General features: G+C 44.6%; 12 protein-coding genes. 3 read left to right on the top strand and 9 right to left on the bottom strand.

Annotated elements, in window-relative coordinates; genetic code table 11:
• Window positions 1-256 precede the first annotated feature (256 nt).
• From FFM77_RS02350 to FFM77_RS02335, 4 genes are all read right to left on the bottom strand, one after another.
• On the bottom strand, window positions 257-3,247 hold the full coding sequence (locus FFM77_RS02350) for a bacterial Ig-like domain-containing protein (RefSeq protein WP_263390720.1): 2,991 nt from the start codon (window positions 3,245-3,247) through the stop codon (window positions 257-259).
• Between the two features lie 5 nt (window positions 3,248-3,252).
• On the bottom strand, window positions 3,253-4,224 hold the full coding sequence (locus FFM77_RS02345) for a KxYKxGKxW signal peptide domain-containing protein (RefSeq protein ID WP_137634140.1): 972 nt from the start codon (window positions 4,222-4,224) through the stop codon (window positions 3,253-3,255).
• 195 nt (window positions 4,225-4,419) lie between these two features.
• A complete protein-coding gene (locus tag FFM77_RS02340; RefSeq protein ID WP_137634139.1) occupies window positions 4,420-5,025 on the bottom strand; it encodes a hypothetical protein in 606 nt (201 codons plus the stop codon).
• Between the two features lie 141 nt (window positions 5,026-5,166).
• On the bottom strand, window positions 5,167-5,988 hold the full coding sequence (locus tag FFM77_RS02335; protein WP_137634138.1) for a Cof-type HAD-IIB family hydrolase: 822 nt from the start codon (window positions 5,986-5,988) through the stop codon (window positions 5,167-5,169).
• A 185-nt stretch (window positions 5,989-6,173) separates the two neighbouring features.
• Here FFM77_RS02335 and mscL point away from each other — a divergent pair, with 185 nt between their 5' ends.
• Both mscL and FFM77_RS02325 read left to right on the top strand, forming a co-directional pair.
• Window positions 6,174-6,551 (top strand): large-conductance mechanosensitive channel protein MscL, encoded by a 378-nt coding sequence (gene mscL / locus FFM77_RS02330; protein WP_137634137.1) that lies wholly within the window; start codon window positions 6,174-6,176, stop codon window positions 6,549-6,551.
• Window positions 6,552-6,649: 98 nt separating this feature from the next.
• The gene (locus tag FFM77_RS02325; RefSeq protein ID WP_137634136.1) at window positions 6,650-7,297 is read left to right on the top strand and encodes a deoxynucleoside kinase; all 648 of its coding nucleotides are present in this window, start codon (window positions 6,650-6,652) and stop codon (window positions 7,295-7,297) included.
• A 54-nt stretch (window positions 7,298-7,351) separates the two neighbouring features.
• On the opposite strand, the gene FFM77_RS02320 is transcribed toward FFM77_RS02325, so the two are convergent.
• The 3 genes from FFM77_RS02320 to pepV all read right to left on the bottom strand — a co-directional run bounded on the left by FFM77_RS02320 (window position 7,352) and on the right by pepV (window position 10,284).
• On the bottom strand, window positions 7,352-8,038 hold the full coding sequence (locus FFM77_RS02320) for a glycerophosphodiester phosphodiesterase (RefSeq protein WP_137634135.1): 687 nt from the start codon (window positions 8,036-8,038) through the stop codon (window positions 7,352-7,354).
• A gap of 311 nt (window positions 8,039-8,349) precedes the next feature.
• A complete protein-coding gene (locus FFM77_RS02315) occupies window positions 8,350-8,856 on the bottom strand; it encodes a universal stress protein (RefSeq protein ID WP_137634134.1) in 507 nt (168 codons plus the stop codon).
• Window positions 8,857-8,880: 24 nt separating this feature from the next.
• Window positions 8,881-10,284: a dipeptidase PepV gene (gene pepV / locus FFM77_RS02310; protein ID WP_137634133.1), complete on the bottom strand. Its 1,404-nt coding sequence runs from the start codon at window positions 10,282-10,284 to the stop codon at window positions 8,881-8,883.
• A 538-nt stretch (window positions 10,285-10,822) separates the two neighbouring features.
• Here pepV and FFM77_RS02305 point away from each other — a divergent pair.
• Window positions 10,823-11,650 carry an NAD(P)H-hydrate dehydratase gene (locus FFM77_RS02305; protein ID WP_137634132.1) on the top strand — a complete coding sequence of 276 codons (828 nt, stop codon included), beginning with the start codon at window positions 10,823-10,825 and terminating at the stop codon, window positions 11,648-11,650.
• A 55-nt stretch (window positions 11,651-11,705) separates the two neighbouring features.
• Here FFM77_RS02305 and FFM77_RS02300 read toward each other — a convergent pair whose 3' ends face one another.
• Window positions 11,706-12,443, bottom strand: coding sequence for a pseudouridine synthase (locus FFM77_RS02300; protein ID WP_137634131.1), 738 nt, complete (start codon window positions 12,441-12,443; stop codon window positions 11,706-11,708).
• A 7-nt stretch (window positions 12,444-12,450) separates the two neighbouring features.
• On the bottom strand, window positions 12,451-14,121 hold the full coding sequence (locus tag FFM77_RS02295; protein ID WP_137634130.1) for a putative polysaccharide biosynthesis protein: 1,671 nt from the start codon (window positions 14,119-14,121) through the stop codon (window positions 12,451-12,453).
• Window positions 14,122-14,594: the final 473 nt, after the last annotated feature.

The following is a 14,594-nucleotide window of genomic DNA, read 5'->3' as shown; positions in this document are numbered from 1 at the left end:
TATTAATTAAATGATTTCAATAAAATAAATTAAATAATGTAAGAACCATTTACCCTAGCAACTATTCTAACGCACTAAACCTAACCAATCCATTACTTGCAAGTGATGATTACTTAAGCATTACTAAGCCAATCATCCGATTCAGCCTTCAATCTAAGTCCCCACTTTAGATCAGTCATTAGACCATTGCGTCAAAATAGTTCAAAATAAAAGGCCTGAAAACTTAATTTCAGACCTTAAATCAATCAATTTCAACTTAAAACTTTCGATGACTAGCCAAACCAAACAAACCTAGTAGTCCGACTAATGCGGCACCAACAATACCTACAGCCGATACTCGGTCATTAGTTTGTGGTAACTCACCACTGATCGGTTGCGATTTGGTTGGCTGCTTAGATGTTGGCGCTTTTAAATCAACTTTTTTCGAGGTAACGGTTGTCTTTTCAGGCTTAGCTAGCATGACACCTGCCGGACTAGCTTGCCAAGTGCCAGTTTTAACGTGCACATCGGTCGCTACCAATGACGCTTTAACTGGCCGGATATTAGTTACAGGCTGGTTTGTTACCTGTTTCTTAGCAATAACTGGTTTAGACTGATTAGCAGTTGCCGGTGTTTTAACTGATGTCACTGGTTTATTAACCGTTGGCATCGTTGTGCCACCATTATTATCTGAAACCGTCGCATTGTTCCCGTTTCCCATATCGGGCGTGGTTGGGGTGGTTGTCCCACCATTATCATCCGGATTAGTAGAGGGTGTGGTGCCACCGTTATGCCCGTCATTTGGCTTAGTCGGGGTAGTTGTCTCACTATTACCATCATCACCCGGGTTAGTCGCTGCGATAACTGTAATTGTCGCAGTGGCGCTAACACCAGCATAACTGACTCGTACTTGATACGTCCCCGGCTTGGTTGGATCAACATTGCTTGTCAGCTTAACCGCTGGATCGGTTACCGCCACTTTTTCGCCGGTGGCCGTCGTAATCATGTTAACCACTCGCGTCGGATTAAAGGTTTGATTAGCCGCGGCCACAATCGGCGCTACTGAATTCAGCGTAATCTTTGCTTGACCAACAACTGGCTGCGTTTTGATGGTTAATTCTGAGTTAGCCGTCGTCAACTTGCCATATTGATCCTTGTAACTGACTGGCAATTGGTAGACACCTGCTTTGGTAAAATCAACACCACTCAAATCATACGTCAAATCAGCCGCAGTTAAGGTTGCGCCATCAACACCGGTTCCCGATACAAAGAGACTCCGCGGGTCAAATACCTCGCCTTGAGTGATTGTTTGTGTTGGTTGAATCGCAAAGGTTGCAGGTACATATACGGTGACGTTGGCATGCTGCTCAGACACGTTGCCAGCAACATCGGTATAGCTGAAATCAACCGTGTAAGTTCCGGCTTTAGTTACATCTACATGATTGGTAATTAATAACTGATTGCCGCCTAAACGAGCCATGCGTGCAAAGGTACTAACGACAGTTGGACTCAATGGGTCATCATTTTCATCAACGGCAGTTTCAATCAATGAGGTTGGATCAAAGTCAGTATCGTTGATCACAATTCCCTCTGAATTCGTCGTCAATTTAACTTTTGCCTTGGTGGCATCGAGATTAACTGGGACTGTTTTGCTGATAATATTACCAGCACTGTCCTGGTAGCTAATTTTTAATTGATATTTACCAGGATTTTTTAAATCCAAAGTTACTGGCTGATTATTCAAGTCATAATAATCGTACTGCAATTGTGACGCATCGATAGGATTACCAAATCCATCAGTTGCGCTATCTACCAAGTTAGCGGGAACAAAGTAAGGGCGTGGTCCAGCAATCAATGATACTGGCTGATCATGATTATTCAAGTCAAGACTTTGCTTTGTCTTGGCTACAGTAACGGCTTGCGTCGCCGTCACGACATTATTGGCCTCATCCGTATAAGTTGCCGAGATTTGATACGTCCCCGGCACTGGTTTTGATAAATTCAAGCCACTTAAATCAAGTGTCACTGCCGAACTTAATTGACCATCCGCACCGATCAAAGAGTCGCCATAACCATCTAACGCTGTTTGGAATAAGTCAGTCGCCGTAATTGAGCCATCAGGACGGATAATTGTCACCGGGTTTAAAGTGAGCTTTGCTTTTGACTCAATCAACGTAAACGTAACTACCGGTGATTCCACGGGAATATTATCAATTGGATCTGTATGCGTAAATGTTATTGAATAAACCCCTGGAATTAAGCTCTCAATAGCTTCAAATGCGGCATATGAATCTTCAGTAAGCTCTAGTCCTGTTAGCAAAGTCAGCTTTTGCCCATTATCGTCTGCAACCATCATTTGTTCCAGTTTAGAGATTAGTGACGCTAAACGTTTTTCAGTATCTTCCGCATCAGCCGGATTTTCATTAATAATTGCAGTTTGATTTTGCATAGTGTAGGTCACTTTACTAGGAATAACATGCAAAGTTGCCTCACTCGAAATTGGTTGACCTTGATCATTCGTATAAATAATCTCAACCTGATAATCACCAACTTGACTCGTATCAACCGGACTCGCAAATTTAAAATTCGAAGCGTTTGTGTCAATATTACTTGCATTCCATGTTCGGTCATCTGTATCAACAAACGTGTCCGCAAAAGCGATTGGGTCAACAGTCATATTCGGATAAATGGTCACCGCTTTAGTCGTTAGCCCCTGAACTGTAACCGTATGAATTTTATATAAACTAGTCGTCCCTTGACCAGAATCATATAACGTTTCCAGTTCTTCAGCCGTATAACGTTTCTGAGTGGCTTCATCAATCCATTGATCATCATAGGGATATCCCGCTGACTTGCGAAAACCAAGAAGATCACCCATATTAAAGTTTTGAAAACTGTCATTTAACCCTACTTCAGTTAAATTATCCGTACTAATCGCAGCATTGACCTTAAGTCCTGGAGCTACTTGCCAAGTCCGCAAATCCAAATGACTGATATTAGACTCGTAAGCAAAGTCGGTCATGTCACTCAATGTACCACCTGTAACCTGCCAACCGCTAAGGTCCAGGCTAGATAATTGCGAGGTCCCATCAAACATATATCCCATATCCGTCACTTGGCTAACTTGCCAATTTTTAACATCGACGCTAGTAATCTGCGCATTATAGAACATAAATCTAAAGGTCGTCACATTTGAAACGTTCCAGTTAGCCAAACCACCAAATGCAATGGGCTTAAACGAGGGATTATTACCTAACCGATTGAACATTGAGTTCAAGTCAGTCGCCTGATCAACATTGATCTTTTCCAGCCCGGTAATCGTCTCATCGTAGTAAAAGCCATTAAAAAATTCTTACCAACATCACCGATAATCGTCACTGGATTTGCAATGACAATGTGTTCAATTTTCTCACGTTGCGCATCCGTCAGCATCGTATATAGCGATTCAGTCGGCGTCCCGCCATTCAACGTTAACGTTGTCCCAGTGTCATCAATCGTCCAAGTAAACGTCGAATCCGGGGTTGCATCCTTAAGTAAGCTAGCCCGAGTCGCAACTATCTTATTTGCCGCGTTGACACCCGAAGTCATTAAGTTAGCCATTAATGTGCCACTATCAGCTTGTTCATTCGCCAAACTAACGACGTGCTGTACGGTAATCCGCTGATTATCAGCCACACTCGCTAGTGATGATACGGCTGATTTTGACTGGTTTGCAGCACCGTCAATTGAATTAGTTGCCGCTGGTGATGGTTGACCAACACTAGTCGCTGACTGGCCAACACTGCTCGACGCACTAGTTGCTTGACTCGTCTGACTGGCCTGACTCGATGTCTGAGCCGATGACTGTGCTGATTGCCCCTCACTAATAGCTGGCTGACTAGCACTACTCGAGTCATTAGTTACTTGACTCGCTTGGCTGGCCTGACTATCTTGGCTCATGGCACTAGTGCCACTTTGCTGGTCACCACTAACAGCGCTGGAAGACGACACTTGTGAAGTTGTACTTGTTGACTCATGTAACGTCACCGTTGAACTAGCCGATGCGGTACCGCTTACAGTTGTTTGGTCAGCTGATTCATTGTTAGTTGGCGTAGTCGTGGCTGCATGTGCTTGATTGCCCCATAATAAACTGCCACCAACAGTCACAACCGTCATGCTGGCAAAGAGCCACTGACGCCCCGACTTATACATCCGATAGTGAACCTTAACTGGTTTTGAACCCTGCATTAAATTTTTGCTACTCATCTCGTAGCCCCCTAAAATTCTTAAATAACCTAATCTATATTCATAAAAATTATGGAAGTCCAATCATCACAATTATCCTAGGGCTTTCGGTTTAACTATATCACCATTAGCAACTTTAAACACCGTCAAACTTCTAAAAGTCGACACAAAAAAGCCAGCCATCTCATCAGATAGCTGACCCATAATTAGTCTATTTTAATGGAAGTCGCCGGGCATGTAGCTCTCGATAACGGCGGTAATGTTAAAGGTTTCAAAACTATGCAAACTTGCTTCGTCAATCTCTGCATACCGCACGGCAATCTGGGGCCGCTTTTCTAGTTCAAACGTATCAACATAGTTAAATTCAAGATACTTCTTATGTTCACTATGAATAAAACCGGTATAACTGTCGCCATGCTTCTTGATGCGACCAGATAGCTGAATGACTTGATCGCGTTTGAAGGCTTGCTTTAATAAGGTCTTCAATAAGGAATGTTTCTGGTTATCCTTCTTCAAGAACTTAGCTGCCAACCGTTCCGTGTTCCAAACATCGAAGTAGCCGCGTTGTTGGGCGAGGCTCACGATGGTCATCATACTCTTCAAGTAATCTGTTCCCGTCACCACTTTTGCCAGTGACGCCTTACGGAAGACTACTAAGCCATCCAACTCACCGTCAACATTGATGGCTTCGACTAAGACGAACTTTTCGTCTTGTTGTAATATATAGCCGACACTAAACTGCTCGTTGGTTCCTTTGGAATAGATTTCAACGAGATGTTTATTCTTAATTGCCTTCGCTAAATCGTCTCGAATCGCACTCATTGCGCGTTCCCCCATTCACTGATGTCCAGTGAGTCTTCACTGGCAATAACTTGTAGCGTCCACTACATTCCAATTAACATCATACCACTAGGCTCAGCCTTAGTTCAAACCAATTCGACTGCAATATTAAGATAGCTTCGGTTATAAAACAAACTTATTAATAATTTCCGCAATGGCATCATGATTATTGTCAGCCTGGGTAACATATTTCGCCGCCGCTTTTACAGCATCGATCCCATTGGCGACACTGACAGGCAACCCCACTGCACGTAGCATCGGCAAATCATTACTATTATCACCAGCCGCAATAATTTCAGCCGGTTTAATCCCTAATAGTTGTCCCAATTGAACAGCAGCCGACCCTTTATTAACACCGGCCTGATTAAATTCTACATAACGCCCTGATGAAAAAGTGACCGCTAGTTGCGCAGGATCAACGACCGCTTCGACCGCTGCACGCATCGCTTGGCGCTTTTCAACCGTTGGCAAAGCCATGATAATTTTCATCACATTTAATGACTTAAACTGATTAAAATCAGCACTAGTCACTGGGGTGAATTCAGCACCACGATTAGTCAGATAAGCCGAATCATCTGGCGTGGGATGATAAATAAATAACTGATCTTGTGTATAGATATGGGTGGCTGCTTCTGGATTAGCCGCACCCACTTCAAAAATCGCGCGGGCTAATTCAAATGGCATCGCATTGACCGCAATCGGCCGATTACCGGCGTTTTCCAAGATTAAGCCACCATTATACGAAATCGAATATTGATCCGGTTGATCGCGCAAGTGCATTTGCGCTAGATTGTCTTGAAACGAGGTATAACTCCGCCCCGAATTTGCTACAAAGTAGACCCCTTTTTTAGTCGCGGCCTGAATAGCAGCCGCATTTTTTTTAGATAACGTCCCGTCATCGTTCATTAACGTTTCGTCGAGATCACAGACGATCATTTTATACATACTAAAACTACCCTCTTAAATTAAAGTTTACACTCCACTCTATCGAAATCCACAACGGAATGCAACCGCTTTACCAGTTAATTTGGCCGTTGACCTATCAATAAACCGTTTAATGAGCGTCTGAATTGTCGCCGGTTTCATTTTTTGCTATGCTAGCTTAGATTAATACTAGGAGGAATTTCATTATGATTGAAGAATTCAAACAATTTATTGCCCGTGGTAACGTGATTGATCTGGCCGTCGGGGTCATTATCGGGTCGGCTTTTACCGGCATCGTCAAATCTCTCACCAACAATTTAATTAATCCTTTGATTGGAATTTTTCTCGGACGGATCGATCTGTCTAACTTAAAAGTCACCATTGGGGAAGCAACCTTTAAATATGGTGCTTTCCTCAACTCAATTATTAATTTCTTTATCATTGCGTTAGTCGTCTTCTTGCTCGTTAAGGCGATCAATAAAGTCGTCAAAACAGAACCTGAAGAAACACCAGTTGAACCAGATTTGTCTGAACAATACTTGAGTGAAATCCGCGATTTAATGAAGGAACAAGTAAAAAAATAATTGTCCAGCCTCACCAAAACTTTATTCAAAACACTATATAGTATTAGTCATTTTTTTGGTATACTATATAGTGCAATTTTCTATAAAGAGGGGCTATCATGGTGATAATAACAGCAGGTATGATTGGTGTCGGTAAAACCACGTTAACGGGGTTAATCGCTGACCACCTTGGCACTAAAGCTTTCTACGAACCAGTTGGCGACAATCCAGTATTGCCACTATACTACTCAGATCCTAAAAATTACGGTTTCTTATTACAAATCTACTTCCTTAACAAACGTTTCGGGATGATCAAAAAGGCATTGGCCGATGACAACAACGTCCTCGACCGTTCCATCTATGAAGATGCCCTATTCACCAAGGAAAACAACGCGGAAGGTAATATTTCCAACACGGAATTAAAAGTTTATTTGCAATTGCTCGATAACATGATGACCGAATTAACTGAATTACCTAAAAAAGCACCAGATTTGATGGTCTATTCAGAAACTGATTTTGATACGATCTTATACCGGATTAAAAAACGTGGTCGTGATTACGAACAATTCGATAACAATCCTGAATTGGAATCTTATTATTTCAAGATGTGGACCGCTTATCGGAAGTGGTTCGACGAATACGATGCTAGTCCTAAGATGAAGATCGACTTACAAAAATACAACTTGGAAAAAGTTGAAAACCAACAAGCTGTTTTGGCACAAATTGATGCCGAATTAGCTAAAATTCGCAAACCAGCAAACGTCTAAATCCGAACAAAAACAGCTATTCAGAAAATTTTCTGAATAGCTGTTTTTTTAGCTTTAGATGGCTGCGCGCACCTCGCGTGCCAATTCAAAATCATCAGTAATTACGGCACTGACTTGCTTATCAAATAATTCCCGCAACTCATCAGGGTCATCAACGGTCCAGACCCGTTCTGACACATGCTGCATGTCTTGATAATGTTCCAAGTGCAGGCCTTCTAAATGCTCCGCGACGGCAAACCCTTCTGGATCACCAAGCTTGGCTGACGTTAAAAACGCATACTTTTGTCGTGAGTCAATCTCATGACCCCGTTCCAAACTACGCAAGTTAAATGACGAGAACACCACCGGATAGACCAAGTCGGCTTGTTGAACAAGTTGTAACACGATCCGTTCAATTCCTTGATAATAATGCTTATCCGTCTTAAACTCTAAGTTTAAATGAACCGGTTCACCACTCACCAAATCCAATAATTCTTTTAAGGACGGCACTGGTTCACCATTGGCTAACGTGAATTGCCGTAATTCGGCATAGGTATAGTCAGCGATACGTCCCATCCCATCGGTCGTCCGATTAATTTCTTCATCATGCATAATGACTGGGACCCGATCCTTCGTCAAATGCACATCAAATTCTAAACCATCGATCTGATGACCAATCGCATAGGCAAAACCAGCCAATGAATTTTCTGGAAATTTCACTGGCACCCCGCGATGACCATATATCAGGGAATTACTTGTCATTAAATTTCAACTCTTTTCTCTCAACCACAGGTATTTGGCCAAGTGTCTTAATTTTAACATGTTATCGGTAACTGGTTTCAGGTATTCTCGGGCTTTTATCATGACCGTAATCAAATCAGTCGCTTGACGTCTGATGTTAGTGACAATTGCCGTCTACGCTTACACTCTAAATCATGCCAGAACAACGTTGCAAAATTGTCGACTTATTGTAAAGATTACGTATGTGTTCGGTTAAGAATCAAGCCGATCAATTTTTAAGCTTATAAAAACGGTCCTGACAGCACGCACCGCCAAGACCGTTCTTCATTAACTTATAATTTACGCGTTAAGCGCGTCGGATGTTCAACCAATTGATGTGCCAAATCCGTCCGCACCACTAAGATATCGCAAACAGCCCGACGCGTGACGTAGGCCGCATTGGAGCCAATCAAAAAACGTGAGACCGCGTTTAGACCAGTCGCCCCAATGACAATTAAGTCCGTTCCATAGCGCGCCGGTAACGTCGTTGCCAATAAAGTCTTGGAGTTTCCAGAATGCAAATGAATCTGCACATCAGGAACACCAGCTTCAACAGCTTTACGCCGGGCCTGCGCCAAAGTGGCTTTCAACTGCTTGGTCAATTCCTGTAAGACTTGCGGAGTCGCCGCGCCAAACCCCATTGGTCCTTGCGTAACACCGATAAACTTTTCCGTATTAATCACCGTGACGATATCTAAAGTCGCTTGATTCTTACTGGCAATCGTAGTGGCCTTGTTTAAGGCTAATTCTGATTGCAACGAGGTATCAATTCCGACGAGAATCTTTTGGTAAAGCGTCATGACGCGTCTCCTCCTTTAAGTTAATTAGTGATCAGTTGCTAAAACCGCAATCGATTCGCCATAAATCGCCATCGCTGCCATTAAATCAGCAACCGGTTGGAATTCATTGGCTTGGTGCATCGTATCTTCAGTATGTGGGAATAAAGCCCCAAAAGCAACGCCGCGCTTCATCATTCGACCGTAAGTCCCACCACCAACGATTTCTGGTTGTGAAGCGCTATCGCCAGTTTGGCGTCGATAAACAGCCATCAAATCCTTAACGATTGGATCTTCAGGGTCTACGTAATGTGGCACCATAAAGTCACCTTGACTGACCGTCGCCCCAGCTGGTAATTGTGCCGTGACGCCGTTCGTCAAGTCAGCAGGTTCAATCCCCTTTGGATAACGGAAGTTCAAGGTCAAATCACCGCCTTGTTGCTGATCAAAGTGCAATAAGCCCACGTTCATCGTTAAGTCGCCCATCACTTCATCAGTAAAGGCTAAGCCTAATTGGTTGACCCGTGAATCCTTGTGTAATTTAGTGGCGATAAAGTTCAAGAACGCTTGGGCATCGCCAGCAAAGGCATAGTTATTCAAGAAGGTCGCCAAGTAAGTCCCGGCATTAATCCCATTACGTGGTTCCATCCCGTGAGTGGCTTTCCCAACGAGCGCTAATTTAAGCCCTTGTGCATCGTTAGTGACCTCACCTGTCACCGGTTGGTCAGCCAAGAACGCTTTAAAATCAGCCGTCACTTGGTCAACATCGGCATTGGCAATGATGGCTTCGGCTTCACGAGGCACCATGTTTTCCCGCAAGCCAGAGTCAAAGCTGATTAAGCTAACTGCCCCGGTATCAGTGGCACCAAAGTGGACTTGCAAGCTGACGTTCCCTTTTTCACCATTAATTAATGGGAATTCCGCATCCGGTGAGAAGCCCAAAGTTGGCGCCGGTTCGACTTCAAAGTACCGTTTCATCCCCGTCCAATTGCTTTCTTCATCGGTCCCAACAATAAACCGGATCTTTTTATTTAATTTCAGGCCAAGCTCTTTGACCATCTTCAAACCATAATAAGCCGCCATCCCGGGGCCTTTATCGTCCGAGGCCCCCCGAGCATACAGCTTGCCATCTTTAATGGTCGGTTCAAATGGATCGGTATCCCAACCGTTACCAGCGGGCATCTCATCGACATGGGCTAAGACCGCTAATGTCTCGTCACCCTCGCCGTATTCCGCATAACCGACTAAGTTATCAATGTTCTTGGTTTTGAAGCCATCGCGTTTGGCAATTGCTAAGAACGTCGTCAACGCTTGCTTAGGACCGGGACCTAATGGGGCATCGGCCGTTGCCTGACTATCATCTCGAAAGCTCGGTACCCGCAACATCGTGGTTAAATCTGCTAAGTAGTCGTCCTGGCGCTTAGCCGCTTCTGCTTGCCAATCAATTGTCATTAATAAATTCCTCCAATATTTGGTTTACTTAATTCTAGCATAGGTGACGCCAACTTAATAATCTTAAGCAACCGCTCACCACCTGCATGTTATACTGAGAATACGCTCGATGCTAGTTGAAATTGCCGCCTGCCGGTTGGTTCCTAAAATGCTGGAACGCCATGGGCCATTTTGAAGCCAAAGCACGGTCTTCAAAATTGGCCTTGGCCTAAGTCCGAGCAGACCACTCGCACTAAGGCCAACGACACGGCTGAGCATTTTAGGAATCAACCTCTCGGCTAATGACTAAACTGAAATAATCAATCGTTAATTTTTTAATATCCGTTAGTTAACGTCGGGCGGGCCAGAGTTGGCTCAGTGGTGTCGTTTATCTTAGTCGGTGATTTTCCGACTTAGATAAAGCCCGGCTTTCGAGACCGCACTGTGGCTCGAAAACGCGGCCACCACGTTCCAGCCGATTCTGGACCAACCAGAGTGACAATTTAAACCAACTAACACCAAACGTACTGAAAGTAAATTCAAGAAAGCAGGTCTTATTTTGCAAACAATTACGCCGGCGTTAGTCCGTCAGACCATTATTAAACGCCCCGCCGAATCATATAAGGGCACCTATGGCCGCATCATGTTAATTGGCGGCAATCAGAACTTTGGTGGGGCCATTATCATGGCTGCCACCGCCGCTACATACAGCGGTGCCGGCCTAGTGACGGTCGCAACTGACCCCATCAACTTCACTAGTCTGCATGCCCAATTACCCGAAGCGATGGTGGTCGACTATACGGATTTCGAGCAAATCAACGACCTGTTGGCGACTATGGACGTGATCGTGATTGGCCCTGGCTTAGGTACCGAAGCGGTTGCCCCGACACTCTTGACCCAAGTCTTAAAAACAGTTACGCCAAAACAACGCCTAGTGATTGACGGCTCCGCCTTAACCCTACTCGCCACGACCAGACAACCAGCCTTAACCGGTCAAGTTGTCCTAACACCCCATCAGATGGAATGGCAACGGGTCAGTGGCCTCAAAATTGCCGACCAAACCCCAGCTGCTAATCAGCTAGCTGCACAACGGCTCAACGTCACTGCCGTCGTTAAGGCTCATCATACAACCATCTACAATGGCCCCCAGGCTTGGATTAATCCCGGTGGTACCCCGGCAATGGCAACTGGCGGTATGGGGGATACCTTAGCCGGCATGGTTGGTGGCTTTCTAGCTCAATTCGATGATTTCACGAATGCCATTTTAAGCGCGGTCTACTTACACAGCGCGATTGCCGACGACTTAGCCCAGACCCAATACGTGGTGTTGCCCCATCAAATCAGTGCGCAACTACCGAAGTACATGCATGATTACAGTCAAGCTTAGCCTAAGAAAAAAGCACCGTTATCCCAGCATAACCTCGGATAACGATGCTTTATTTTTAATTTTCAGTTTGACCCGCATCCGCTTTTAACGCGGTCAATTCATCATCAGTTAAAGCGCGATAATTCCCAGCAAGTAAACCTACTGGCAACGTTAATGACCCGAACTTGATGCGTTTTAATTGCACCACCCGTTCGCCTAACGTCCCAATCATCCGTTTAACTTGATGATACTTGCCTTCATGAATCTGAATCCGTAACGTCGTAAAGTTTTCAATCTCATGAAACGCAACAATTTCAGCTTGGGCCGGTTGTAACTGAGTCCCGTCTTTCAACGTCACCCCATCATTAAAACCAGCGACTTGATCAGCAGTAATTTCGCCAGTCACCTCAGCCTCATAGACTTTCGTCACGTGATGTGCGGGGGCTAACAAGGCGTGCGACAAGGCACCATCATTAGTAATCAACAAGATACCTTCCGTGTCCTTATCCAACCGGCCAACCGGGAATAAATCATCTCGGTAATCCGTGGCATTAAAAAGATCCAGCACCGTTTTAGCCTGCGCATCCACCGTGGCCGTAATCGCACCAACAGGTTTATTCATCACATAATAAAAGTACTGTTGGTAACGAACCGGTTCTTCATCCAAGTAAACCACGTCACTACTAGGATTAACTTGTTGCTTACCAGAAAGCACGCGTTCACCATTGGCGGTAATGTGCCCGTCCTTGATCAACCGACGCACTTGCGTCCGCGTGCCAATTCGCATGGCATGTAAAAATTTATCTATTCGCATTCTACACCTACTTAATCCGGAGCTTGCGCCGTAAACCGGCCGCCCGGGAACCAATCATCAAATCAGCAAGATGGGACTTCAACGCAAAGTACCCATAGACCGCACCACCAGCGGCAACCGCTAAGATTAAAATAATCATTGCTTGCAGTTTACTGTGTTCATTTAGAACTAAGTTGAGACCATGAACAACCAAAGTTGCCGCTAAGTACGTCAAAATCGAGTAAATCAAAATCCGGTTGACTTTCGGCAATAACTTCGCATAGCGAACACCGAAGTTCACTTCCAAATCATACAAGACCAGCATGCTGGCAACCGCCATCCCAATCGCCGTGGCGACTAACGGCCCCGCTGCCGATAGAAAAATCACACAAGGCACTTGCACTACTAACTTGACCACTAAGCCAATTAGATAATATCGAATTACATCTTTGTTCCGTGACAACCCTTGCATTAAGCCGGTCACCACCGTAAATAGCCCTAGTAAAATGGCCGTAAATGAGGCAATCTGCAAAATCAACGACCCTAATTCATCATACCCGTAAAATAACGTATTTAACGGATAAGCAATCGCCGCCATCCCTAAGGAACCTGGAATCATAATGAACAAAAATAGGATCAGCGCATCTTCCAGTTGTTTTCGAATCTGCCGTAGATTATGGGCCGCTAATGATTCGGACAATAACGGCACAACCGTAATCGCAATCGCAGAAGCTAACGAAACAATAATCATGACTAATTTATTAGAGTTGAACGCAAATAAGGCGTACAACGTATTAATAACCGACACTTTCATATGGAAAGCATGTTGCATAATCGGTTGGAAGGTCGCTTGGTCAAACAAGTTAAAGACCGTTGTGGCCGTATCAATCACAATAAACGGAATCGCTTGGATAATAATATCTTTAAATAACTGCCACACTGGGATGACCAGCTTGGCATCACTTTGCGCCGCTAAACGATTCAGTTCCGGCCGCTGCCGGTAGTAATACCACCCTAACAGTAAGAAACTAGCGGCCGCCCCGACAAACGCTGCAAAGGTTGACTGCGTAATCGCATTGACCCAATCCCCACGCTGCACCCGCATAATAAAGTAAGTCGCACCCAATAGATAAACGACCCGAAAGACTTGTTCAACGAATTGGGACACGGCGGACGGCGCCATCTGTTGGTACCCTTGGAAGAAACCACGGGTCAACGACATCGACGGAATAATCACTAAGGCAATCGCTAACGCCCGCAACACTGGAATCATATTCGGATCACTACCACCGAAAATAAAGCCAATCGGTTTCGCACCGAACCACAAGATACAGCCAGCCACAATTCCCATGGCCGTCGTCAACAATAGGCCCCGTTTAAATAACCGCTGACCAACACCGTATTCATTTTGCGCATTATATTCTGAAACCTGCTTCGAGATGGCAGAAGGAATCCCACCAATCGCTACTAATAGGAAGAAACTATAAATGTTATAGCCTTTCGCGTATAGCGCGTTACCTTGCGCGTAATCGTTACCGAGCCACACGACCCAGGGAATAATATAAATGGCCCCAAGAATCCGTGAAAAGAGACTGCCGGCCGTCATCCAAGCCGATCCCCGCACCATCTTTTGATGCGCGTCAGCTTCCGAATTCATATGCGGATTTTGCGGCTGATTTGCTTTTGATTCCTCAGACATGTTTCGTAACCCACTTTCTTAGTTCAATCTTAACCATTTTAGATGAAATATCGCACAGTTGCAATTCAATTCTGGTGTTCGCGGGGAGTTTAAGCAACGTTTAAGATTTTAGACATCGCAGGTTCAAGACCTGATTAACAGTAAATTACTCTCATTGGTGTACTGTGGAGCAGACCTGAAGCCTAAAAGCCAGTGTTCAGAGCGCATAGTACTAGTAGGATTACATTGCCACTCTGGTTGGCCCAGAATCGGCTGGAACGTGGTGGCCACGTTTTCGAGCCAAAGTGCGGTCTCGAAAGCCGGGCTTTATCTAAGTCGAAACCTACGACTAAGATAAACGACACCACAATTCTGGTCCGCCCGGCGTTAATTATTGGCTATTTATAAACTAACGTTAATTCGTTGCAACCAGTAACTTTAGCTGAGAAGTTGGTTTCTAAAGTGTTCTGCTAATCAATTCAAACTTACTGCGA

This window comes from Lactiplantibacillus songbeiensis (genome assembly GCF_005405125.1).
In the GTDB taxonomy this organism is placed as follows: Bacteria; Bacillota; Bacilli; order Lactobacillales; family Lactobacillaceae; genus Lactiplantibacillus; species Lactiplantibacillus songbeiensis.
This window is presented reverse-complemented; position numbering and strand designations above follow the sequence as displayed.